Origin of the sequence: Massilia sp. UMI-21 (genome assembly GCA_015277795.1) — a bacterium.
Classification (GTDB): domain Bacteria; phylum Pseudomonadota; class Gammaproteobacteria; order Burkholderiales; family Burkholderiaceae_D; genus Telluria.
In genome coordinates this window covers 3,453,647-3,476,094 of the sequence record CP063848.1, presented here as the reverse complement: position 1 = coordinate 3,476,094, position 22,448 = coordinate 3,453,647, and the positions used below count along the sequence as shown (strand labels likewise).

Sequence of the window (22,448 nt, the reverse complement as noted above, 5' to 3'; positions counted from 1 at the left end):
CGCCCGCTCGCCCCCCCCAGCCTAGCGGATGCGCTTGTACCAGCCGCCATCCGCGAACAAGGCCTGGTAATCGCCGGCCGCCACATCGGTGGCGCCCAGCTCGCGGTCCAGGCCCAGCACCCCGAACAAGGACAGGCTGTCGCGGAACAGGCGCAGCACGCGCTGGCGCAGCACCGGCCCGAAGTCGGGCAGGGCTTGACGGCAGACGATGCCGTGGAACTCCTGGAACGAGGCGTCCGTCACCAGGCTGTATTGGGCCCAGGTGATGCGCTCGCGCAGGCGCGGCAGCAGGCGCGCTTCGCCGCCCGCCACCTCGAAGTAGTCGCTGAGCCGGCCGCTGCCGCCGCTGGCCTCGTACCGGGCCTGCGCGTGCAGCAAGCCGTCCGCCGGCAAGCTGGCGCTGCGCGCTTCGAACAGCAACTCGTCGCTGGCCAGGGTTGCGAACACCTCGGTGCGGCCATACAGCTTTTCTTCCGCCAGCACGATCGCCAGCGTCCAGGCTTCGGCCACGCCGGCCGGCTCGGCCAGCCAGACCTTGGGCAGGGCGGTCGGACGCAGGCTGTCGCCGAGCGCGCTGCGCAGGCGGCGCGCGTCCTCGGGCAGGTCGAACAGCGCTGCCTTCGGCACCGCCAGCGCGCGCACCACGGCCTGCGCCACGCCCGCTTCGTGCAGCACCCGTTCCTGCAGGCTGGAGATGGTCCCCAGGCCGCGCGCCCGCAGCAGGGCCAGCAGCCGCTCGCGCACCCTTGGACGCGCATATCCACGGAAGTCGAACCCGAAGCGCTGGTACACGGCTTCCAGCAGCAGTTCGAGTTCGAGTTCCTCGGTCGCCTGAAGCTCGCCCGGTCCGGCGAACCCGAAGCAGGCGCCCGACGCTTCCATCGATGCAGCCATCGATGCCGCCATCGACCGCGCCATCAATGGAGCCAGACCCGCATCATCGACAGCAGCTGGGCCACATCGACCGGCTTGGTGATGTAGTCCGAGGCGCCGGCGGCGATGCACTTGTCGCGGTCGCCCTTCATTGCCTTGGCGGTCAGGGTGATGATCGGCAGCGAACGGAACTTCGGAATGCGTCGGATCGCCCGCATCGTGTCGTAGCCGTCCATCTCCGGCATCATGATGTCCATCAGGACGATCTCGATGCTCGGATCCTTCTCCAGCACCTCGATGCCGTCGCGGCCGTTCTCGGCGAACAGCACCTGCATCTGCTGGCGCTCGAGCAGGGTGGACAGCGCGAAGATGTTGCGCAGGTCGTCGTCGACGATCAGGACCTTGCGTCCGGCCAGGCCGCCGTCGAGCGCGTGGATTTCTTCCAGCATGCGGCGCTGCTGCTCCGGCAGGCTGGCCTGCGAACGGTGCAGGAACAGCGCGGTTTCGTCCAGCAGGCGCTCCGGCGAACGCGCGTCCTTCATGACGATGGTCTTGGCATAGCGCTTGAGCTTGGTGACTTCCTTGCGCGACAGCTCCTTGGCGGTATAGATCACCACCGGCAGGTCGCGCAGGCGCTCGTTGGCGCCGATGCGATCCAGCAGGTCGAAGCCCGACACGTCCGGCAGGGTCAGGTCCAGCACCATGCAGTCGAAGCGCGCGCTTTCCAGCGCCTCCATCGCCGCGGCGCCGGTATCCACGGTCACCATGTGGATGTCGGTGTTGCCGATCAGGGCCACGATCGACTCACGCTGGGCCATGTCGTCTTCCACCACCAGCAGCGAACGCTTGCCGCCCAGCAGGAACTTCTGGATGCGCTTGAATTCTTCCTGCAGCGCTTCGCGGCTGACCGGCTTGTTGATGTACGAGATCGCACCCTGGCGCAGCGCGCGCTCGCGCTCGCGTAGCGAGGACATCACGTGTACCGGGATATGACGGGTGCTCGGATCGCGCTTGAGGCGGTCGAGCACCGTGAAGCCGTCGATGTCGGGCAGGTCGATGTCGAGCAGGATCGCGGACGGCAGGTAGTCGCGCGCCAGCGACAGCGCCGAATCGCCGCGCTGGGTGACGATGCCCTTGAAATTCTTTTCGCGGGCGAAGTCGAGCAGCACCTTGGCGAAGCGCTCGTCGTCTTCCACGATCAGCACCGACGGGTCGCCCGGCGTGACCAGGCCGCGGTCGTCCAGTACCGAGGAGTATTCGATCAGCGAACCGGCTTCCACCGCATCGACCGTGGACAGGTCGGCGCTTGCCTGCGGCGCGGGCTGGTAGGCCACCTGGGGCGGGACGACCGGCGGCGCCAGGCGGGCCGGTTGCGGCTGGCGCGCCTGTTCGTAGTTGATGAAGCCGGCCCGGTTGTACGGCAGGTACAGGGTGAAGGTCGAGCCGACGTTGACGGTCGACTCGACGCGGATTTCGCCGCCCAGCAGGCGCGCCAGTTCGCGCGAGATCGACAGACCCAGGCCGGTGCCGCCGTATTTGCGCGCGGTCGAGCCGTCGGCCTGCTGGAAGGCTTCGAAGATCAGCTGCAGCTTGTCGGACGGGATGCCGACGCCGGTATCGTGCACCGAGAAGGCCAGCACCGCATCGGCGTGGACCAGGTTCGGGTGGTCGTGGGTCCAGCCGCTGCCCACCAGGCTGATGCTCAGCGACACCTGGCCATGGCTGGTGAACTTGAAGGCGTTCGACAGCAGGTTCTTCAGGACCTGCTGCAGGCGCGTGGTGTCGGTCATCACCGCGGTCGGCAGGTTCTCCGCCAGCGCCACCTCGAAGCCGAGGTGCTTGGCCTCGGCCATGTGGCGGAAGGTGCGGTCCACGTAGTTGCGCAGGTTCGAGAAGCGGTACTCCGACACGTCCAGCGTGACGGTGCCGGACTCGATCTTCGACAGGTCGAGAATGTCGTTGATCAGGGTCAGCAGGTCGGAGCCGGAACCGTGGATGGTCTTGGCGAATTCCACCTGCTTGCCCGACAGGTTGCCCTCGGGGTTGTCAGATAATTGCTGCGCCAGGATCAATAACGAGTTCAGTGGCGTCCTGAGTTCGTGCGACATATTCGCCAGGAACTCGGACTTGTACTTGGACGACAGGGCCAGCTGGGTCGCCTTCTCTTCCAGCGCCAGCTTGGCCTGTTCCACCTCGCGGTTCTTGCGTTCCACCTCGATGTTCTGCTCGGACAGCAGGCGCGCCTTCTCCGCCAGCTCCTGGTTGGTCTGCTGCAGTTCCTGCGCCAGCGACTGCGACTGGGTCAGCAGCGACTCGGTACGGCTGTTCGCCTCGATCGTGTTCAGGACCACGCCGATCGATTCCATCAGCTGGTCGAGGAAGGACAGGTGGGTTTCGGTGAAGCGATCCAGCGAGGCGATCTCGATCACCGCCTTGACCTGCTGCTCGAACAGGATCGGCAGCACCACGATGTTGTTCGGCGGCGCCGAGCCCAGGCCCGACGAGACCACGATGTAGTCGCGCGGCACGTCGGTCAGCCAGATGCGGTTCTTCTCCAGCGCGCACTGGCCCACCAGGCCTTCGCCCGGCAGGAACGAGGTCGGCAGCTTGCGGCTGGAACGGTAGCCGTAGGACGCGATCATGCGCAGGCGTGCATCGCTCTCCTGCGAGTCCATCATGTAGAACACGCCGTGGTGGGCCGACACCAGCGGCGCCAGCTCGGACAGGATCAGCTTGGTCACGGCCTGCAGGTCGCGCTGGCCCTGCAAGAGGCGCGTGAAGCGCGCCAGGTTGGTCTTCAGCCAGTCCTGCTGCGCGTTCTTCTGGGTGGTCTCCTTCAGGTTGCGGATCATCTCGTTGATGTTGTCCTTCAGGTAGGACACCTCGCCGCGCGCTTCCACCTGGATCGAACGCGACAGGTCGCCGCGGGTCACCGCGGTCGCCACCTCGCCGATCGCGCGCATCTGGTTGGTCAGGTTCGCCGCCAGCTGGTTGACGTTCTCGGTCAGGTCCTTCCAGGTGCCCGCCACGCCGGACACGTTCGCCTGTCCACCGAGCTTGCCTTCGGTGCCCACCTCACGGGCGACGCGGGTCACCTCGGATGCGAACGAGGACAGCTGGTCGACCATGACGTTGATGGTGTCCTTCAGTTCGAGAATCTCGCCCTTCACGTCCACGGTGATCTTCTTGGACAGGTCGCCGCGCGCCACCGCGGTCGTCACCGCCGCGATGTTGCGCACCTGGCCGGTCAGGTTCGAGGCCATGAAGTTCACGTTGTCGGTCAGGTCTTTCCAGGTGCCGCCGACGCCCGGCACGTAGGCCTGGCCGCCGAGTTTACCCTCGGTGCCCACTTCGCGCGCCACGCGGGTCACCTCGGATGCGAACGAGGACAGCTGGTCCACCATCACGTTGATGGTGTTCTTCAGTTCGAGAATCTCGCCCTTGACGTCCACCGTGATCTTCTTGGACAGGTCGCCGTTCGCCACGGCGGTGGTCACCTCGGCGATGTTACGCACCTGGCCGGTCAGGTTGCCCGCCATCGAGTTCACGCCGTCGGTCAGGTCCTTCCAGGTGCCCGCCACGCCCGGCACGTTGGCCTGGCCGCCCAGGCGGCCCTCGGTACCGACCTCGCGCGCCACCCGGGTCACCTCCGATGCGAAGGAGTTCAGCTGGTCGACCATCACGTTGATGGTGTTCTTCAGCTCGAGGATCTCGCCCTTCACGTCCACCGTGATCTTCTTGGACAGGTCGCCGTTCGCCACCGCAGTGGTCACGTCCGCGATGTTACGCACCTGGCCGGTCAGGTTGCCCGCCATGGAGTTGACCGAGTCGGTCAAGTCCTTCCAGGTGCCCGCGACGCCCTTCACGACCGCCTGGCCGCCGAGTTTACCTTCGGTACCCACCTCGCGCGCCACCCGGGTGACTTCGGAGGCGAACGAGGACAGCTGGTCCACCATCACGTTGATGGTGTTCTTCAGTTCGAGAATCTCGCCCTTGACGTCCACCGTGATCTTCTTGGACAGGTCGCCGTTCGCCACCGCGGTGGTCACCGCCGCGATGTTACGCACCTGGCCGGTCAGGTTCGAGGCCATGAAGTTCACGTTGTCGGTCAAGTCCTTCCAGGTGCCCGCCACGCCCGGCACGTAGGCCTGGCCGCCGAGTTTACCCTCGGTGCCCACCTCGCGCGCCACCCGGGTCACCTCGGATGCGAAGGAGCGCAGCTGGTCCACCATGACGTTGATGGTGTCCTTCAGCTGCAGGATCTCGCCGCGCACGTCCACCGTGATCTTCTTGGACAAGTCGCCGTTCGCCACCGCGGTGGTCACTTCCGCGATGTTACGCACCTGCGAAGTCAGGTTGCCCGCCATCGAGTTCACCGAGTCGGTCAGGTCCTTCCAGGTGCCCGCCACGCCCTTGACCTGCGCCTGGCCGCCGAGTTTACCCTCGGTGCCCACCTCGCGCGCCACCCGGGTCACCTCCGACGAGAACGAGGACAGCTGCTCCACCATGGTGTTGGCGGTCATCGCCGCGCGCAGGTACTGGCCCTTGAGCGGGTGGCCGTCCACTTCCAGCGCCATGGTCTGCGACAGGTCGCCCTTCGCCACCGCGCCGATGACGCGCGCCATCTCGGTGGTCGGGCGCACCAGGTCGTCGATCAGGGTGTTGACCGAGCTGATGATGGTGGCCCAGCCGCCCACCACGCCCGGCAGGTCGGCGCGCTGCGTCAGGTGGCCTTCGCGGCCCACCACGCGCGATACGTCGGTCACCGTCTCCACCATTTTCTGCTTGGTCTCGATGATGTCGTTGAGGGTGTCGGCGATCTTGCCCGATACACCGGTCCAGTCCGAGGGCATGCGCACCGAGAAGTCGCCTTTCTTCAGCGCCATCAAGGTGGTCAACAATAGTTTGACGTCCAACTGTTCGCCCATGTCGGTCATGTTGTTCATCGACTAGATCCTCGTTTCGGTGGTGATAGGGTGGGGCGCCGCAGGCTGGGCGTGCGACCGTAAACTGTAAAATGCTGAGAAGATACTCTCGAATAGACTCGCGTCAAGCATTTGCAATGCTGGCCTCAAGAAACATTGCTATTAAGAAAATTCCGGAAGGGCATCCGGCGGAGGGTAGCGGAATCTGAACAAGCCTAGCGCACGATTGGGAGTATTGTTGTATTGGTACTACAGTTGTGCATGTGGTGTCCCCTGCATTGGGCGAAGGTGTGGCAATTGGTGAGTATTTACTGAACAAACTCATTTAGCATGAAGAGATTGCGACCCGCCCTTGTCCCATGATTGACACTGCGCTATTACTAGAGTTGCTAGAGGCTGAAGACGAACGTACCTGGACTGAACGCATGTTCAGACTGGCGCGCAGCCAGGGCTTTGACCAGATGATCTTTGGCGTTTTGCCGTCGCGCCATGTGCGCTTCGAAAATGCATTTACGCGCAGCAATTATTCTTCTGAATGGCGTGATCGCTACGATGCCAACGGCTTTCACTACGTCGACCCGACGGTTGTTCATTGCGTGTCGAGCACGCTGCCGCTGATCTGGGCCCCCTCGACCTTCGGCAGCGGGGAGCCCGGCGCCCTGTACGAAGAAGCCAGCGCGCATGGCATCCGTAGCGGCGTGACGCTGCCGATCCATGGCCCGCAGGGCGAACTCGGCATGATCAGCTTCGCGTCCGACACACGGCCCGATGCGCCCTTCGAGCGCTCCCTGCTGCAGGCGCTGCCGGTTTTGTCCCTGATCCGTGACTACGCATTCGCATCGTCCGCGCGCTTTCGCGAGACCAGGACCGAGCCCGAGCTGCCGCGCCTGACGCGCCGCGAGCTCGAGGTCCTGCAATGGGTCATGGTCGGCAAGTCTTCATGGGAGGTCGCCCGGATCACCAACTGCTCCGAGGCGACCGTCAACTTCCATCTGGCGAACGTGCGCCAGAAATTCGGCGTCAACACACGTCAGCAGGCGGTCGTCAAGGCGATCGCCATGGGCCTGATCACACCTGAAGATCACCATCGCTGACCCGCCCGTTGACGTACAGGCGCAACAGGATGGCGACCGGGGGAGGAACCGCCAGGCCGGTCTCGAAACGGCTTCCGCTCGACTGGGTCACGCCGAAGCGGCTCCAGAATTTCTCCTGACTTTCGCGCTTGGCGATACGCAGGCGTCGCAGCTCGTGCGGCGCGGCGCGCTTCGGGCCGCCCTCCTGCGCCGCTTGCTGGGCTTCCAGTTCCGCCGCCAATGCTTCGCACATCACTTCGTTACCCATCTGTCTGCTCCTTTCCGTGGTTGGCTATGCAAACTGCAAGTATTCCACCGCACGTCCACATAGCCACCTAGCAGACCTGATAGTTCCAGTTTTGCCCTGCATGCATGAATCTTGTATGCGAAGTGCATAGCTTTGAACCACCACAACTAGGGGCCTGAAAATGACGATGCAAATCAAAATCGCAGCACGCCGTGAATTCAAATCGAAAGATCTGTGGGAAATGCATACCCTGCGCGCCAAGGTGTTCAGCGGACGGCTGGGTTGGGAGGTGCCGGTGATGTCGGGCATGGAAATCGATGGCTACGACGCGCTCGATCCGGCCTACATGGTGATGCGCGCGCCGAGCGGCCCGCTGCTCGGGTGCTGGCGCCTGCTGCCGACCGAAGGCCCGTACATGCTCAAGGATTCCTTCGCCCAGCTGCTCGAGGGCCGCGCCGCGCCGAGCGACCCGCGCATCTGGGAGCTGTCGCGCTTCGCCCTCGAAACCGACAAGGAGAACCGCTACGGCTTCTCGGACATGACGATGCAATGCTTCGAGGCCGTGGTCCGCTACGGCATGGAGAACGGCCTGACGCACTACGTGACCGTGACCACCACCGCCATGGAGCGACTGACGCGCCGTGCCGGCGTGGTCACCAGCCGCCTCGGCGAGCCGCAGCGGATCGGCATCGAAAACGCGGTGGCCTTCTATGTCGACGTGCAGGCCACCTGGGAAGCGCTGTATGCGCGGCGCATGGCTTCCCAGGCGGCGTAGCGCCTAGGTGTTGGAGCTCGGCCGGTCTCGAAGCTGCGTTTGCAGGAAGGTCCAGGTCAACGCCCACATGCGCGCGGTCTGCGCATTGTCGGCGGCGCCCGCATGGCCGCCTTCGGTGTTTTCCCAGTACAGCACATCCTGCCCCAGTTCGAGCATGCGCGCGGCCATCTTGCGCGCATGGCCCGGGTGGACCCGGTCGTCGCGGGTCGAGGTGGTGAACAGCACGCGCGGGTAGCGCACGCCTGCCCGCAACTGGTGGTAAGGCGACCAGCGTCCGATCCAGGCCCATTCGGTCGGGTCGTCCGGATCGCCGTATTCGCCCATCCAGGAGGCGCCGGCCAGCAACTGGTGATAGCGGCGCATGTCCAGCAGCGGCACCTGGCATACCACGGCGTTGAACAGCTCGGGACGCTGGGTGAGCACGGCGCCGACCAGCAGGCCGCCGTTGCTGCCGCCCATGATGCCGAGCCGGCGCGGGCTGCTGATCTTCCTGGCGATCAGGTCCTCTGCCACGGCGATGAAGTCGTCGAAGGCGCGCTGGCGGTTTGCCTTCAGCGCCGCCTGGTGCCAGCGCGGGCCGAACTCGCCGCCGCCGCGGATGTTGGCGACCACGTAGACGCCCCCGCTCTCCAGCCAGGCGGCGCCGCTGATCGCGCCGTAGGAGGGCTTGAGCGACACTTCGAAGCCGCCGTAGCCGTACAGGACCGTCGGGTTGTCGCCGTCGAGCCGGGTGTCGCGGCGCATGACGACAAAATAGGGGACGCGGGTGCCGTCGCTCGACAGTGCCTCGAACTGGTCGACCTGCAGGGCATCCGCCTCGAAGAAGGCGGGCATCGCCTTCAGGAGCTCGCGCCCCTCGCTGCGTCCGGCGGCTTGGTGATCGCCGCAGCACTCCATCAGGTAGAGGGTGGACGGTGCGGTGAAGCCGGTCGCCGTGAGGAAGTAGCGGTTCGAGGCGACGGCGTCGAAGGCCCAGGTGTCGAGGGCGCCGATTGCGGGCGCCGCGACGTCGCCCGCCTGCCAGCCGCCGTCCGTGCGGCGCAGTTCGACGATGCGGTTCTTCACCTTGTCGAGCACCTTGAGCAGCAAGGCGTCGCGCGTGACCGTGAGGCCGTCGAGCGAGGCGGTCGGCGAAGGCGCGAACAGCAGTTCGCACGAGGCGTCGCCGCGCAGGAAGCCTTCGAAGTCCACGGCCAGCAGCGCACCTTGCGGGTAGTTGCGCCCGCCGAACTCCTGGCTTGACCTCAGCTCGATCACCAGTTGGTCGCGTACCGCGAAGGCGTTCGCGTCCTCAGGCTTGGGTATCTTGACCAGGCCGCCGTCGCGCCGCAGGAACAGTTCGCTGCTGTAGAAGCCGATCTGGCGCTGCACGAATTCGCGCTCGAAACCGGGCGTCGCATCACGCCATGCCGAGGCCGACAGGTCGTCGAGTCCGGCCTCGTAGACGCTGACGGCGGCGTCGAGCGACGTGCCGCGCCGCCACCGCCTGACGATGCGCGGGTAGCCCGATTCGGTCAGCGAGCCGGGGCCGAAGTCGGTCGCCACGAACAGGGTGTCGCGGTCGATCCAGGCGCAGTCGCTCTTGGCCTCGGGCAGGACGAACCCCTGCTCGCCGGTCACGAAGCAGCGCGCCGCAGCATCGAACTCGCGCACCACGTGGGCGTCGCCGCCGCCGCGCGAGAGCGACACCAGGCAACGGTCGCCATCGGGCTCGAGCCAGGTGACGCCGCCCCACACCCAGTTCTCGCCTTCGTCGCGGGCAAGCTGGTCGAGGTCGATCAGGGTTTCCCAATCGGGCGCATCCTTGCGATACTCGTCCAGCGTGGTGCGGCGCCAGATGCCGCGCGCATGAACGGCGTCGCGCCAGAAGTTGTACAGCAGGCCGGCATGGCAGCCGGCGTAGGGGATCCTGCCGGTGGAGTCGAGGATGGCGCGCAGCCGCTCGCGCATGGCGGGGTGCTGCGGCGCCGCCTCGAGTTCGCGTTCGGTCGCCGCATTGCGCTGCACGACCCAGGCGCGGGCCCGGGCGCCGTCGACTTCCTCGAGCCAGAGGTAGGGGTCGTCGGGGGCGGGCGGAGGCATATCCGGGTGGCCTGGAGGCGTCATGGGAGCGGGGTCGGGATGATGTCGATGCATATTGTTGAGCAGTTTGTCCTGCCGATTGCCTATACTAGCAATATCGAGCAGGCAGAACCGCACGTCAGGAGCCCATGGATTCTTCGTCCGCCGGCAGTTCAGGAGTGAACGCCGCAGCCAACACGGCAAGCAGCGCCCCGCAGCAGGGGGCGAGCGCCGCCCCCTGGGTGGCCGGGCTCGCGCTGTCGCTGGTGGTCGGGGCGCTGTGTTACCGGGTCGCGGCCGGCACCGTCGAGGACGACGCGCGGCGCCGTTTCGAGACCGTGGCCCGCCTGGCCCAGGAGCGGGTGTCGAGCGCGATCGCGTCCTATGCCCGGGTGGTGCGCGGCATGTCGGCGCTGCATGCCGCGGGAGAGGGCCCGCTGACGCGGCTGCGGCTGCACCGCTACGTGGCCGCGCTCGACCTGCCGGAGCAGTTCCCGGCGATCGACGCCGTCTCCTTCATCGCCTACGTGCCCGACGCCGAGCGCGAGGCCTTCGTCGCCGGGGTGCGCAATGACCGCAGCGTGAACCCGGCCGGCTATCCGGGCTTCGACATCCGCCCCGCCGGGCGCCGGCCATGGTACGCGGTGATCACCTGGGTCGAGCCGGCCAGCGAGCCGAACGACCGCTTCGGCGTCGACATCGCCGTCCAGCCCCACATCGCCGCGGTGCTGGAGGAGGCGCGCGACCGCGGGACCATGGGCGCTTCCGGCAATCCGGTACACCTCCAGTACCCCACGCCGCACACGGCGCTCGGCATGCGCGAGCCGCTCTACCTGGGGGGCGGGGTGCCGGCCACGCTGGAAGAGCGCCGTGCGCGCTACATCGGCAGCATCGGCATTGCGTTCTCGGTCAACGACCTGGTGCGCCGCGCGCTCGGCCCGGAGGGCCGGCCGCCGGTGGCGCTGAGCCTGTACAGCGAGCCCGCGCCGGTCCGCAAGGGCGGGTCCGGCGCCGGCGGCCAACTGGCGCTCGACCCGCGCGACCGCCTGCTGGTCGGCCCCGACGTGCGCGGCCAGTCCGGGCCGGGCGGGCGTTTCACGACCCTGCTCCCGATCGACTACGTCGGCACGCGCTGGAAGGCCCATTTCTCGGCCGAGCGCGCGGCCATGGCGGTGGGCTCCGACCGCTACCTTCCCTTGCTGGCGTTCGGTTCCGGCTTCGGCGTCAGCTTGCTGGGATTCGCGCTGTTCTTCAACCTGGTGCGCTCGCGCCGGGCTGCGCTCGACCAGCGCCTGCTGCTCGACTCGGTGCTGGACAACCTGGACGCCTATGTTTACCTGAAAGACGGCGCGCGCCGCTACCGGTACGTCAACGCCAAGAGCGCCGCGGCGCTGGGCCTGCCGGCATCGGCAGTGGTGGGGCGCCGCGACGTCGATCTCATGCCGCCGGCGCTGGCCGATGCGATCTGGGTGCGCGACCGCGCGGCGCTGGAGACGGGCACGCGCGACGCGCGCCAGGTCGAGATGATGGTCCCGGACGGCTCCAGCCGCCAGATGTGGAGCGTGCGCGTGCCCCTGCATCCGGAGGGCGAGATGCCGGCGGTGCTGTGCATCTCGACCGACGTCACGACCCTGCACGCGCTCAAGGCGCGCGCCGACGCCGCCAACCAGGCCAAGAGCGACTTCCTGTCGAACATGAGCCACGAGATCCGTACGCCGATGAACAGCATCATCGGCATGACCCACCTGGCGCTGCAGGCGCATCCGGACCCGCAGCTGCGCGGCTACCTGGACCGGATCTACCACTCCGGCCAGCACCTGCTGGGCATCATCAACGACATCCTCGATTTTTCCAAGATCGAGGCAGGCAAGCTCGAACTCGACACCCGCGGCTTCATGCTGGAGACCGTGATGCGCAACGTCGAGCAGCAGCTGGGGCCGGCCGCGGGCGCCAAGGGATTGGGTTTCGACGTCGATATCGCTCCCGAGCTGATGCGCCCCCTGCGCGGCGATCCGCTGCGCCTCGAACAAGTGCTGCTCAATTTCGCCGGCAACGCCGTCAAGTTCTCGGAGCACGGCCGGATCCTGCTGCGCGCCCGGCTCGACCATGCCTTCGGCCCCGAGCTGCTGGTGCGCTTCGATGTCCGGGACAGCGGCATCGGTATCGCGCCCGACAAGCTGGACGGCCTGTTCACGCCCTTCCACCAGACCGATCCGTCGGCCACGCGGCGCCATGGCGGCACCGGCCTGGGCCTGGTAATCAGCAAGCAACTTGCCGAGCTCATGCACGGAGAAGTCGGCGTCGACAGCGTGCCGGGGCAGGGCAGCACCTTCTGGTTCACGGCGCGCCTGGAGCTGAACCTTGCGCGCGAAGACGGCGCCGCCGGCGCGGGCGCCGGCCTGGGGGCGGGGCCGGACGGGGCGCGCGCCACGCGCCTGGACGGCTGCGCGGTCCTGCTGGTCGAGGACAATCCGTTCAACCAGCAGGTCGGCCGCGAGCTCCTGCAGCGCGCCGGCGCCGACGTGCGCGTGGCCGCCAACGGCCAGGAGGCGCTGGAGGCGATGGCGCGCGAACGCTTCGACTGCGTCCTGATGGACGTGCAGATGCCGGTCATGGACGGCCTGGAAGCCACGCGCCGGATCCGCCAGGATCCCCTGCTGGCCACGACCCTGGTGATTGCGATGACCGCCAACGCCGGGATCGAGGACCGCGCCCGCTGCCTGCAGGCCGGCATGGACGAATTCCTGAGCAAGCCGGTGGTGCCGGAGTTGCTGGCGGCAACCATCGCGCGCTGCCTCGGCCGCAGCGCGGCCGCGGTGCCCGACGTGGTGGCGCCGCGCCCGTCCGAGGGCGGCCCGGTCGCGGGCCTGGTCGCGGGCCTGCTCGACCTGGCGCTGCTGGAAAGCAACTTCGGCGGCGACCGCGAGCGGATGCGCAAGTTCGCCTTCCTGTTCGTGTCCACGGCGCGTACCGCCCTTGCGGAGATCGACGCCGCACTCGGGGCCGGCGACCTGGCGCAGGTGTCGGCGGTGGCGCACCGGGTCAAGTCTTCCGCGCGCGCGGTGGGTGCGCTGGCCTTCGCCGACCTGTGCGAAGAGCTCGAGGGCCAGGCCGGGCGCCCGGCCCAGGCACGCGCCCTGGCGGCCCGCCTGCGCGCCCAGTTGGGACGCATCGAACGCGAGCTCGGCAACCGGCTCGGCACCCGCACCCAGGACGGAAATTGACGCCCTTCCGGCGGACCGCAGCGAGGGTTGTCGAAGAGCTACTGAGCGGAGCCAAGCCTTCCGCGCAGCGTCCAAACCGGGTATCCTTTGCCCCTTGAGCAACCCGACCGTTCCGATGTCTTCCCCGATCACCCCAGGCTTGTTAATCCTGCACGGCAACCAGATGGAATTGCTGCGCAGCGCCATGTTCGACTGGCTGCGCATGCACCCGCTGGGGCCGCTCGAGCAGGAGACCATCCTGGTGCAGTCGAACGGGGTGGCCGAGTGGCTCAAGATCGCGCTGGCCGAGGAAATGGGGGTGTGCGCCGCCACCCGGGTGGCGCTGCCGGCGCGCTTCCTGTGGGAGGCCTACCGCGGCATGCTGGGGCGCGAACGCGTGCCCAGCCGTGCGCCCTTCGACAAGGACCCGCTCACCTGGCGCCTGATGCGCCTGCTGCCGGCGCTGCTCGAAGACGCCAGCTATGCGCCGCTCAGGCAATTCCTGGGCGACGGTTGCCCCGAGCGCCGCCTGCAGCTGGCCGAGCGCCTGGCCGACCTGTACGACCAGTACCAGGTCTACCGCGCCGACTGGCTGGCCGACTGGGAAGCCGGTCGCGACCAGCTGCGGCGCGCGGTCGGCGATCCTGTGCCGCTGGGGGCGGACCTGAAATGGCAGGCCTGCCTGTGGCGCGAAGTTCACGCCAGCCTGCCCCCGGCGCAGCGCGTCAGCGGGCGCGCCAGCATCCATGCGCAATTCCTGGCCGCGGTGGAGGCGGGCAGGGAGCCGGCCTCGCGCCTGCCGCGCCGGGTGATCCTGTTCGGCATGTCGACCCTGCCATACCAGACCCTGCAGGCAATCGCCGCGCTGTCGCGCCACACCCAGGTACTGTTCGCGGTGCCGAACCCATGCCGGTTCTATTGGGGCGACATTATCGAGGGCCGCGAACTCCTGAAGGCCGCGCGCCGCCGCCAGCAGCCGCGCGGCGGGGCCGACCTGTCCGGCGTGCCGGTCGAGGAACTGCACCTGCACAGCCATCCGCTGCTGGCGAGCTGGGGCCGGCAGGGGCGCGACTTCGTGCGCATGCTCGACGAATTCGACGGGGGCGAGGGCGGCCGCTACGAGAATCTGCGGGTCGACCTGTTCGACGAATCCGACGGCGATACCCTGCTCGGCCAGGTGCAGGCCGCGGTGCGCGACCTGCTGCCGCCCGGCGAGCACCCCGGGCCGCAACTTCAGACGCCGCCGCCCCGCGACGACCGCTCGATCGAATTCCACATCACCCACAGCGTCCAGCGCGAGGTCGAGGTGCTGCACGACCAGCTGCTGTCCTGGTTCGCCCAGGACCCGCGCCTGCGCCCGCGCGACGTGGTCGTGATGGTGCCGGACATCGACGTGTTCTCGGCCGCGATCCATGCGGTGTTCGACCAGCACCGCCGCCACGACCCGCGCCACATTCCGTTCGAGATCGGCGACGTGCGCGACCGCAGCGTGAACCCGTTGCTGGTGGCGCTCGAATGGCTGCTGCGCCTGCCCCAGCAGCGCTGCCGCCAGAGCGAGGTGCGCGACCTGCTCGACGTTCCCGGCGTGGCCGGGCGCTTCGGCCTGGACGCCGAGGACCTGCCGATCCTCGGCCGCTGGATCGAGGGCTCGGGCGTGCGCTGGGGCCTCGACCGCGAGCACCGCGCCGGCCTCGGGCTGGCCTCGGTGGGCGAGCAGAACGCCTGGATCTTCGGCGTGCGCCGCATGCTGCTCGGCTATGCGAGCGGCGCCGGCGCCAGCTTCGGCGACATCGAGCCCTATGCCGAAGTGGGCGGGCTGGACGCCGCGCTGGCCGGCTCGCTGGCCCAGTTCATCGAGAGCCTGCTCTACTGGCGCGCCGAGTTGGCGCAGTCGCGCACGCCGGCCGAGTGGGGCGCGGCGGCGCGCGCGCTGCTGGCGGCCTTCTTCCAGGCGGCCGACGAGAAAGACCGCCTGACCCTGGCCCAGCTGAACGAAGCCCTGCAGTGCTGGCTCGAGACCTGCGACAGTGCCGAATTCGCCGAGCCGGTGCCGCTTGCGGTCATGCGCGAATCCTGGCTCGGCCAGCTCGACCAGCCGACCCTGAACCACCAGTTCGTGTCCGGCGGCGTGACCTTCTGCACCCTGATGCCGATGCGCGCCGTGCCGTTTCGCGTGGTCTGCCTGCTCGGCATGAACGATGGCGACTTTCCACGCCGCACCCAACAGGCCGACTTCGACCTGCTCGCGATGCCCGGCATGGCCCGCCCCGGCGACCGCTCGCGCCGCGACGACGACCGCTACCTGATGCTCGAAGCCCTGCTGTCGGCGCGCGACAAGCTGTACCTGAGCTGGGTCGGCCGCAACGTGCGCGACAACAGCGAGCAGCCGCCTTCGGTGCTGGTGGCCCAGTTGCGCGACTATCTGCAAAACGGGTGGAATCTGAAGCTCGACGAACGCACCACCGAACACGCCCTGCAGCCCTTCAGCCGGCGCTACTTCGAGCGCGGCGGCCTGCTGACCTATGCCGGAGAGTGGCGCACCGCCCACGGACACGAGGAACTCGACGCCGCCAGCGGGGTGGAAAGCCTGCCGCCTTACGAGATGGAGCCGGGCTTCGTGCTCAAGCTGGGCGAGCTGGCGGCCTTCCTGCGCCAGCCGGCGCGCTACTTCTTCCGGCGCCGCCTGGGCGTGGTGTTCGCCGACGCGGCGGTGGTGGGCGAGGACGAGGAGCCCTTCGCGCTCGACGCCCTCGAACGTTACTTCGTCGAAGACCACCTGCTCGACGACTCCGGGCCCGCCGAGGGCGCGCACGAGGTACGCACGGTGCTGAACGCGCGCGCCGAACGGCTGGCGCGCGAAGGCGTGCTGCCGATCGGCCTGCTCGGCCGCCAGTGGCAGCAGGAGCTGGTCGACGGCCTGGTGCCGGTACGCAGCGCCTGGCTGGCACTGGGCGCGCGCTTCCCGCACGGCGCCCCCAAGCGCGCGGTCAGCCTGCGCCTGGAAGATGCGCACGGCACGCACCTGGTGCTGGACGACTGGATCGACCGCCTGCGCACCGACGGCGTCGAGACCGCCTGGTTGTTGCAGGTGTCCTCCAAGGTGCTGGACCGGCAGGGGCGCCCGCGCGGCGACAAGCTGATCGGCGCCTGGCTGCGCCAGCTGGCCGCCGCCGCGGCCGACGCGCCGGTGGCCGGCCACCTGGTGGCGCGCGACGCGATCCTGACCATGCCGGCCCTGGACCCGCTCGAGGCGGCGGCCACCCTGCGCGACCTGGCCACGCTGTGGCGCACCAATCTCGACCGGCCGCTGGGCGTGGCCTGCAAGACTGCGCTGGCGCTGCTGCACGAGGGCGCAGTCGAGGCCGACGCACGGCTGGTCTACGACGGCAGCTACGAGTTCTCGGGCGAGGTCGAGGAACTGTGCCTGGCGCGCCTGTGGCCGGATTTCGCCTCGCTGGTGGCGGCCGGCGACTGGCCGCACGTGGCGCGCGACCTGTACGGCGCGCTCGCCGAATGGATCGAGACGGGCGTGCAGGTGGCGCCGCTGGGCGGCGGCGCGGCGGGGGAGGCCGCATGAGCCAGCTCCTCGAACCCTTGGTGTTCCCGCTGCACGGGTCGCGCCTGATCGAGGCCTCGGCCGGCACCGGCAAGACCTGGACCATCGCCGCGCTCTACCTGCGGCTGGTGCTCGGCCACGGCGGCCAGGACGGCCAGGGCGGGTTCGCGCGCCCGCTGCTGCCGAGCGAGATCCTGGTGATGACCTTCACCCGCGCCGCCACGCGCGAACTGGCCAACCGGGTGCGCGAGCGCCTGGTGGAAGCGGCCGCCTACTTCCGCGGCCAGCTGGAGATCGATGATCCCTACCTGTGCGCACTGCTCGAGGCCTATCCGCTCGACGCCGAGCGCAGCGTCGCCGCCCACCGCCTGGTGCTGGCTGCCGAGACCATGGACGAGGCGGCGATCTTCACCATCGACGCCTGGTGCCAGCGCATGCTGCGCGAGCACGCCTTCGACTCCGGCAGCCTGTTCGACGAAGAGCTGGTGAGCGACGAGCGCGCCCTGTTCGAGGATGCCGCCCACGATTACTGGCGCCAGCACATCTACCCGCTCGGCGCCGCCGCCCTGGCATCGGTGCGCGAATGCTGGACCGACGTCGCGGCCCTGAAGGCCGGGGTGCGCGAGCTGGTGCCGCGCACCCGCCTGCTGGGTGCGTCCCCGCCGGAACCGCTCGCGACCCTGGTGACGCGGGTGCAGGCGGCGCAGCGCGCCGAACTGGCCGGCCTGAAGGATGGCTGGGCTGCGCGCGCCGACGAGATGGAGCGCTGGATCGCCGGCCAGCGCGAGCGCAACCCGAAGTGCTTCAACGGGAACAAGATGCGCGCCGATTCGCTGGCCAAGTGGTTCGAGGCCTTGCGCGCCTGGGCGCTCGATCCGGCCCGCGTGCTACCCGACCTCAATGAGACGGCCTGGCGCCGCCTGTGCCCGGACGGCATCAACGACGCTTTCAGCAAGGATTTCACGGCCGAGGTGCCGGCCTGCTTCGGCTTCACCGCGCCGCTGCAGGAAGCGCTAGGGCGGCTGCAGCCGCTGTCGCATGCGCTGCTGCGTCATGCCGCCGGCCACATCGCCGCGCGCATGCGCGAGCTGAAGGCGCGCAACCGCCAGTTCGGCTTTGCCGACATGCTGGAACGCCTGAAAGATGCGCTCGAGGGACCGAATGGCGAGGCACTGCGGCGCCGCATCGTGCTGCAGTTCCCGGTGGCGATGGTCGACGAATTCCAGGACACCTCGCCCGACCAGTACCGCATCTTCGACCTGCTGTACCGGGTGGCGGAGAATGACCCGGAACAGGGCCTGTTCCTGATCGGCGACCCGAAGCAGTCGATCTACGGCTTCCGCGGCGCCGACATCCACAGTTACCTGGCGGCGCGGCGCGCCACCGCCGGGCGCCACTACCAGCTCGGCGTCAACTACCGCTCCAGCCGCCAGCTGGTGGACGCGGTCAACCAGCTGTTCCGCCATGCCGAGGGTGATCCGGGGCTGGCCGGCTACCCCGGCGGCGCCTTCCGCTTCCGGCGCGGCGATGACAATCCGCTGCCGTTCGAGCCGGTGCTGGCCAAGGGCCACCGCGAGCGCCTGGTCGGGGCCGATGGTCCGCAGCATGCGATGTCGGTGTGCTGCGCCGGCCCGATGAACCAGGACGCCTACCGCGACTATTTCGCCCACCACTGCGCCGAGCACATCGTCGGCCTGCTGGGCGACGAGCGGGTCGGCTTCTCGGACGGCGAACGCTTCCGCCGCCTGATGCCGGCCGATATCGCGATCCTGGTGCGCGACCGGCGCGAGGCCGCCGCCGTGCGCCGCGCCCTGGTCGAGCGCAAGGTGGCCAGCGTGTACCTGTCCGACAAGGATTCGGTGGTCGAGAGCGAGGAGGCGGCCGACGTGTTGCGCTGGCTGTACGCGGTCGCCAATCCGCTCGACGGCCTGCTTGCGCGCGCCGCCTTCGCCACCCGCACCGCCGGCCTGCCGCTGGGCGAGCTGGCCCGGCTCTCGAGCGATGAAGTGGCCTGGGAGGCGCGCGTGGAACAGCTGAAAAGCCTGCACGCGGCCTGGCAGCGCCAGGGCGTGCTGGCCATGCTGCGCCGCTTCGTTCACGAGCTGGGACTGCCGGCGCGCCTGCTGCGCCAGCCCGGAGGCGAACGGCGCCTGACCAACCTGCTGCACCTGGCCGAACTGCTGCAGGAGGCCAGCAGCCAGCTGGAAGGCGAGCAGGCCCTGATCCGCTGGCTGGCCGAGCAGCTCGAGGGCCTGGGCGAGGGTGGCGACGAACGGGTGCTGCGACTGGAAAGCGATGCCGAGCTGGTGAAAGTCGTCACGGTGCACAAGTCCAAGGGCCTGGAATACCCGCTGGTCTACCTGCCGTTCGCGGTGACCGCGCGCCGTACCGATCGTCGCAACCGCGCTTTCTTCGAGTTTGTCGACGGCGACGGTGCGCGCCACCTCGACCTGGGCATGGGCGAGGAGGCATTGGAAGCGGTCGACCGCGCGCGCCTGGAAGAAGACCTGCGCCTGCTGTACGTGGCCCTGACCCGCGCCCGCCACTACCTGTGGCTGGGGGTCGCCCCGATCAGCGGACGCGGCAAGCATGAGAACCGGCTGCACGAGTCGGCGCTGGGCTACCTGCTGGGTGGCGGCGAGAAGATCGCCGCGGAACGGCTGGGCGAGCGCCTGGAGCGCCTGCGCGGCGGCGTCGAGGGCATCGTGCTGCGCGAGCTCGCCGAAGCGCAAGGCCGTACCCTGCTGGCGCGCGAGGACGTGCGCCCGGACCTGCTGGCGGTGCCGCGCTACGAGGCCTCGTTCGAGCGCGACTGGTCGATCGGCTCCTTCACCTCGCTGGTGCGGCATGCGGTCGCCGTCGCCGCGCCGCCGGCGCCGATGCGTGCGCAAGAAGAGACCCTGCTCGAGGAAGAACCGCAGGTCGTCACCCCGCCGCGCATCGAGGACGCCCCCTGGCACCGATTCCCGCGCGGCTCGGTGCCCGGCAACTTCATGCACGAGCAGCTCGAGTGGATGGCGGGCGAGGGTTTCCACCGCGCCGACGAGCCGGAATTCCTGCTGCGCCTCGGCCAGCGCATCGAGCGCGCCGGCTGGGGCCACCGCCAGGACGACGCACTGGCCTGGCTGCACGCGGTCGTCACGACCGCCTTGCCGCCGCTGGGCGCGGCCCTGGCCGACCTGCGGGGCGACGGCGCGCTCGTGCCGGAACTGGAATTCTGGTTCCCCAGCGAGCGCCTCGACGCGGCGGCGCTCGACCGCCTGTGCCGCACGCGCGTCATGCAGGGCCTGGACCGGCCGACCTTGCCGGAGCGGGTGCTGCACGGGATGCTCAAGGGTTTCGCCGACCTGGTGTTCGAGCACGAGGGACGTTACTGGGTGCTCGACTACAAGACCAATGCGCTGGGGCCGGGCGATGCCGCCTACACCCGGGCCGCGATGGAACTGGGCATGGTGGAGCATCGCTACGATATCCAGGCCAGCATCTACATGCTGGCGCTGCACCGCCTGCTGCGCAGCCGGCTGGGCGATGCCTACGAGCCGCGCCGCCAGCTGGGCGGAGCGGTGTTCCTGTTCCTGCGCGGGATCGCCAACGCGGATACGCGCGGCTGCTGCGTGCTCGGTCCAGACCTGGCGCTCCTGGATGGACTCGAGCAATTGCTGGACAAGCGGGAGGCAGACCATGGCCAGGCATGAAGCCGACATCGGATTGCTGTGGAGCGAACTGGCGCGCCTGAGCGAGGCCGGCGAGCTGCGCCGCCTGTCCTGCGCCTTTGCCCGCTTCATCGCGTCGCTCGCGAATGGTAGACCCGCGCCGCCGGCGCTGGTGCTGGCCGCGAGCGTGCTGTCCGAAGTGGAAGGGCAGGGCCACAGCTGCCTGCTGCTGGCCGACCTGGCCGACGGCGCCGCCGCGCTGCTCGGCTGGGAAGACGAACAGTGGCAACTGCTGGCGCGCGCCGCCGGCCCCTTGCCCAAGACCGCACAGGCCTGGGCCCGCGAACTGGCCGGCTGCGAGCAGGTGTGGGAGGTAAGCGCCTTCGACTACGACCAGCCGCTGGTGCTCGACGGCGACCGCCTTTACCTGCGCCGCTACTGGCGCGACGAGATGCTGGTGGCGCAGGCGGTACGCGAACGCGCGACCCAGCGGCGCCAGGTCGACCAGGAAGCGGTGCGCGGCTGGCTGGATATCCTGTTCGGCTCGCAGCGCAGCGTCGAAGGCCCTGACTGGCAGAAGCTGGCCTGCGCCATCGCCCTGCGCGGCTCGGTGGCGATCATCACCGGCGGTCCCGGCACCGGCAAGACCTATACCGTGGCGCGCCTGCTGGCGCTGTTGTTCGCCACCGCGCCGGAGGCGGGCAGCCAGCGCATCGCCCTGGCCGCGCCGACCGGCAAGGCGGCGGCGCGCCTGAAGCAGTCGATCGACAAGGCGCTGGGCGAACTGGCCGACAAGGTGGGCGCGCAACTGCCGCTGCGCGAACTTACCCTGCGCATGGGCGCCGCGCGTACCCTGCACAGCCTGCTGGGGGCGCGTCCCGACACCCGTGCCTTCGCCCACCACCGCGGCAACCCGCTCGACGTCGACGTGCTGATCGTCGACGAAGCCTCGATGGTCCACCTGGAGATGATGGCATCGCTGCTCGATGCGCTGCCGCCGGGCGCGACCCTGATCCTGCTGGGCGACAAGGACCAGCTGGCGTCGGTGGAGGCGGGCGCCGTGCTCGGCGACCTGTGCCACAACGCCGGCGCCGGCGGCTATACCGACGCCACCCGCGACTATGTGCTGGCCGCCAGCGGCGAAACGCTGCCGGCCGAATTCCTGGGCGACGCCGGCGCACTGGCCCAGCAGACCGTGATGCTGCGCCACAGCCGCCGCTTCGGCGGACCGATCGGCCGGCTGGCGCTGGCCGTCAACGCCGGCGATACGCTGGGAGCCGAAGCGGTGCTGCGGGCGGGGGAGCCGGGCGTGCGCTGGATCGAGAACGCCCAGCAGCAGCAGGTGCTGCAGCTGGCGCAATCCGGCTATGGCGCTTACCTGGACGTGCTGAATACGGGCTGGCAGACCGGATTGAACACGCAGCACGACGAATGGGTGCGCCAGGTCCTGCAGCGCTTCGAGTCCTTCCGCATCCTGTGCGCGGTGCGCGACGGCGAATGGGGCGTGGCCGGCCTGAACGGGGCGGTGGCCGCGCGCCTGGCCCAGGCCGGGCTGCTGCGCCCGAACGGCGAGTGGTATGTCGGCCGTCCGGTGATGGTCACCCGCAACGACTACGGCACCGGCGTGTACAACGGCGACATCGGCCTCACCCTGCCGGATCCGGCCCGCCCCGGCGCGCTGCGCGTCTATTTCCTGGAAGGCGACACGGTGCGCAGCGTGCTGGCGACCCGCCTGCGCAACGTCGAGACGGCGTTCGCGATGACGGTGCATAAATCGCAGGGTTCGGAATTCCGCCATACCGTGCTGGCGCTGCCGCGCGAGCGCGGCGCGGTGCTGACCCGCGAGCTGGTCTATACCGGCATCACCCGCGCCAGCGAGCTGTTCACCCTGGTCTCACCGCCGGGCACGGTGCTGCTCGAGGCCATCGGCCAGCGTACCCACCGCACCAGCGGCCTGCGCGGCATGATCGCGCCGACCTCGCGCTAGCACCTCGCCCTGGCACCGCGGCCTGGCACCGCGGCCTGGCACCGCGCGGCTCCTGCCGGAACATTTCCTTCTGCACGGGCCGCTTTCCGGAACCT

At 69.0% G+C, this 22,448-nt stretch carries 10 protein-coding genes; 6 read left to right on the top strand and 4 right to left on the bottom strand.

Features of this window, described 5'->3' with window-relative positions; all coding sequences use genetic code 11:
* Positions 1-21: 21 nt before the first annotated feature.
* Both IM543_15255 and IM543_15250 read right to left on the bottom strand, forming a co-directional pair.
* The gene (locus IM543_15255) at positions 22-918 is read right to left on the bottom strand and encodes a chemotaxis protein (protein ID QOY92948.1); all 897 of its coding nucleotides are present in this window, start codon (positions 916-918) and stop codon (positions 22-24) included.
* On the bottom strand, positions 918-5,819 hold the full coding sequence (locus IM543_15250) for a response regulator (GenBank protein QOY92947.1): 4,902 nt from the start codon (positions 5,817-5,819) through the stop codon (positions 918-920). The genes IM543_15255 and IM543_15250 overlap by 1 nt, the downstream gene beginning before the upstream one ends.
* A gap of 338 nt (positions 5,820-6,157) precedes the next feature.
* Between IM543_15250 and IM543_15245 the strand changes: the two genes are divergently transcribed.
* On the top strand, positions 6,158-6,892 hold the full coding sequence (locus IM543_15245; GenBank protein QOY92946.1) for a LuxR family transcriptional regulator: 735 nt from the start codon (positions 6,158-6,160) through the stop codon (positions 6,890-6,892).
* Here the strand turns inward: IM543_15245 and IM543_15240 are convergent.
* Positions 6,867-7,139, bottom strand: coding sequence for a helix-turn-helix domain-containing protein (locus tag IM543_15240; GenBank protein QOY92945.1), 273 nt, complete (start codon positions 7,137-7,139; stop codon positions 6,867-6,869). The two genes, IM543_15245 and IM543_15240, sit on opposite strands and share 26 nt — an antisense overlap.
* A 160-nt stretch (positions 7,140-7,299) precedes the next feature.
* Between IM543_15240 and IM543_15235 the strand changes: the two genes are divergently transcribed.
* Positions 7,300-7,893 (top strand): GNAT family N-acetyltransferase, encoded by a 594-nt coding sequence (locus IM543_15235; GenBank protein QOY92944.1) that lies wholly within the window; start codon positions 7,300-7,302, stop codon positions 7,891-7,893.
* Positions 7,894-7,896: 3 nt separating this feature from the next.
* Here IM543_15235 and IM543_15230 read toward each other — a convergent pair whose 3' ends face one another.
* The gene (locus IM543_15230) at positions 7,897-9,999 is read right to left on the bottom strand and encodes a S9 family peptidase (protein ID QOY92943.1); all 2,103 of its coding nucleotides are present in this window, start codon (positions 9,997-9,999) and stop codon (positions 7,897-7,899) included.
* A gap of 104 nt (positions 10,000-10,103) precedes the next feature.
* On the opposite strand from IM543_15230, the gene IM543_15225 reads away from it, so the two are divergent.
* The 4 genes from IM543_15225 to recD all read left to right on the top strand — a co-directional run bounded on the left by IM543_15225 (position 10,104) and on the right by recD (position 22,353).
* Positions 10,104-13,178 (top strand): CHASE domain-containing protein, encoded by a 3,075-nt coding sequence (locus tag IM543_15225; GenBank protein ID QOY92942.1) that lies wholly within the window; start codon positions 10,104-10,106, stop codon positions 13,176-13,178.
* Between the two features lie 115 nt (positions 13,179-13,293).
* Positions 13,294-16,734 (top strand): exodeoxyribonuclease V subunit gamma, encoded by a 3,441-nt coding sequence (recC, locus tag IM543_15220; GenBank protein ID QOY92941.1) that lies wholly within the window; start codon positions 13,294-13,296, stop codon positions 16,732-16,734.
* Complete coding sequence (recB, locus tag IM543_15215; GenBank protein QOY92940.1) at positions 16,731-20,408, top strand: exodeoxyribonuclease V subunit beta; 3,678 nt, start codon at positions 16,731-16,733, stop codon at positions 20,406-20,408. Before recC ends, recB begins: the two co-directional genes overlap by 4 nt.
* A complete protein-coding gene (gene recD, locus IM543_15210) occupies positions 20,395-22,353 on the top strand; it encodes an exodeoxyribonuclease V subunit alpha (GenBank protein QOY92939.1) in 1,959 nt (652 codons plus the stop codon). The genes recB and recD overlap by 14 nt, the downstream gene beginning before the upstream one ends.
* The last annotated feature ends 95 nt before the right edge of the window (positions 22,354-22,448 follow it).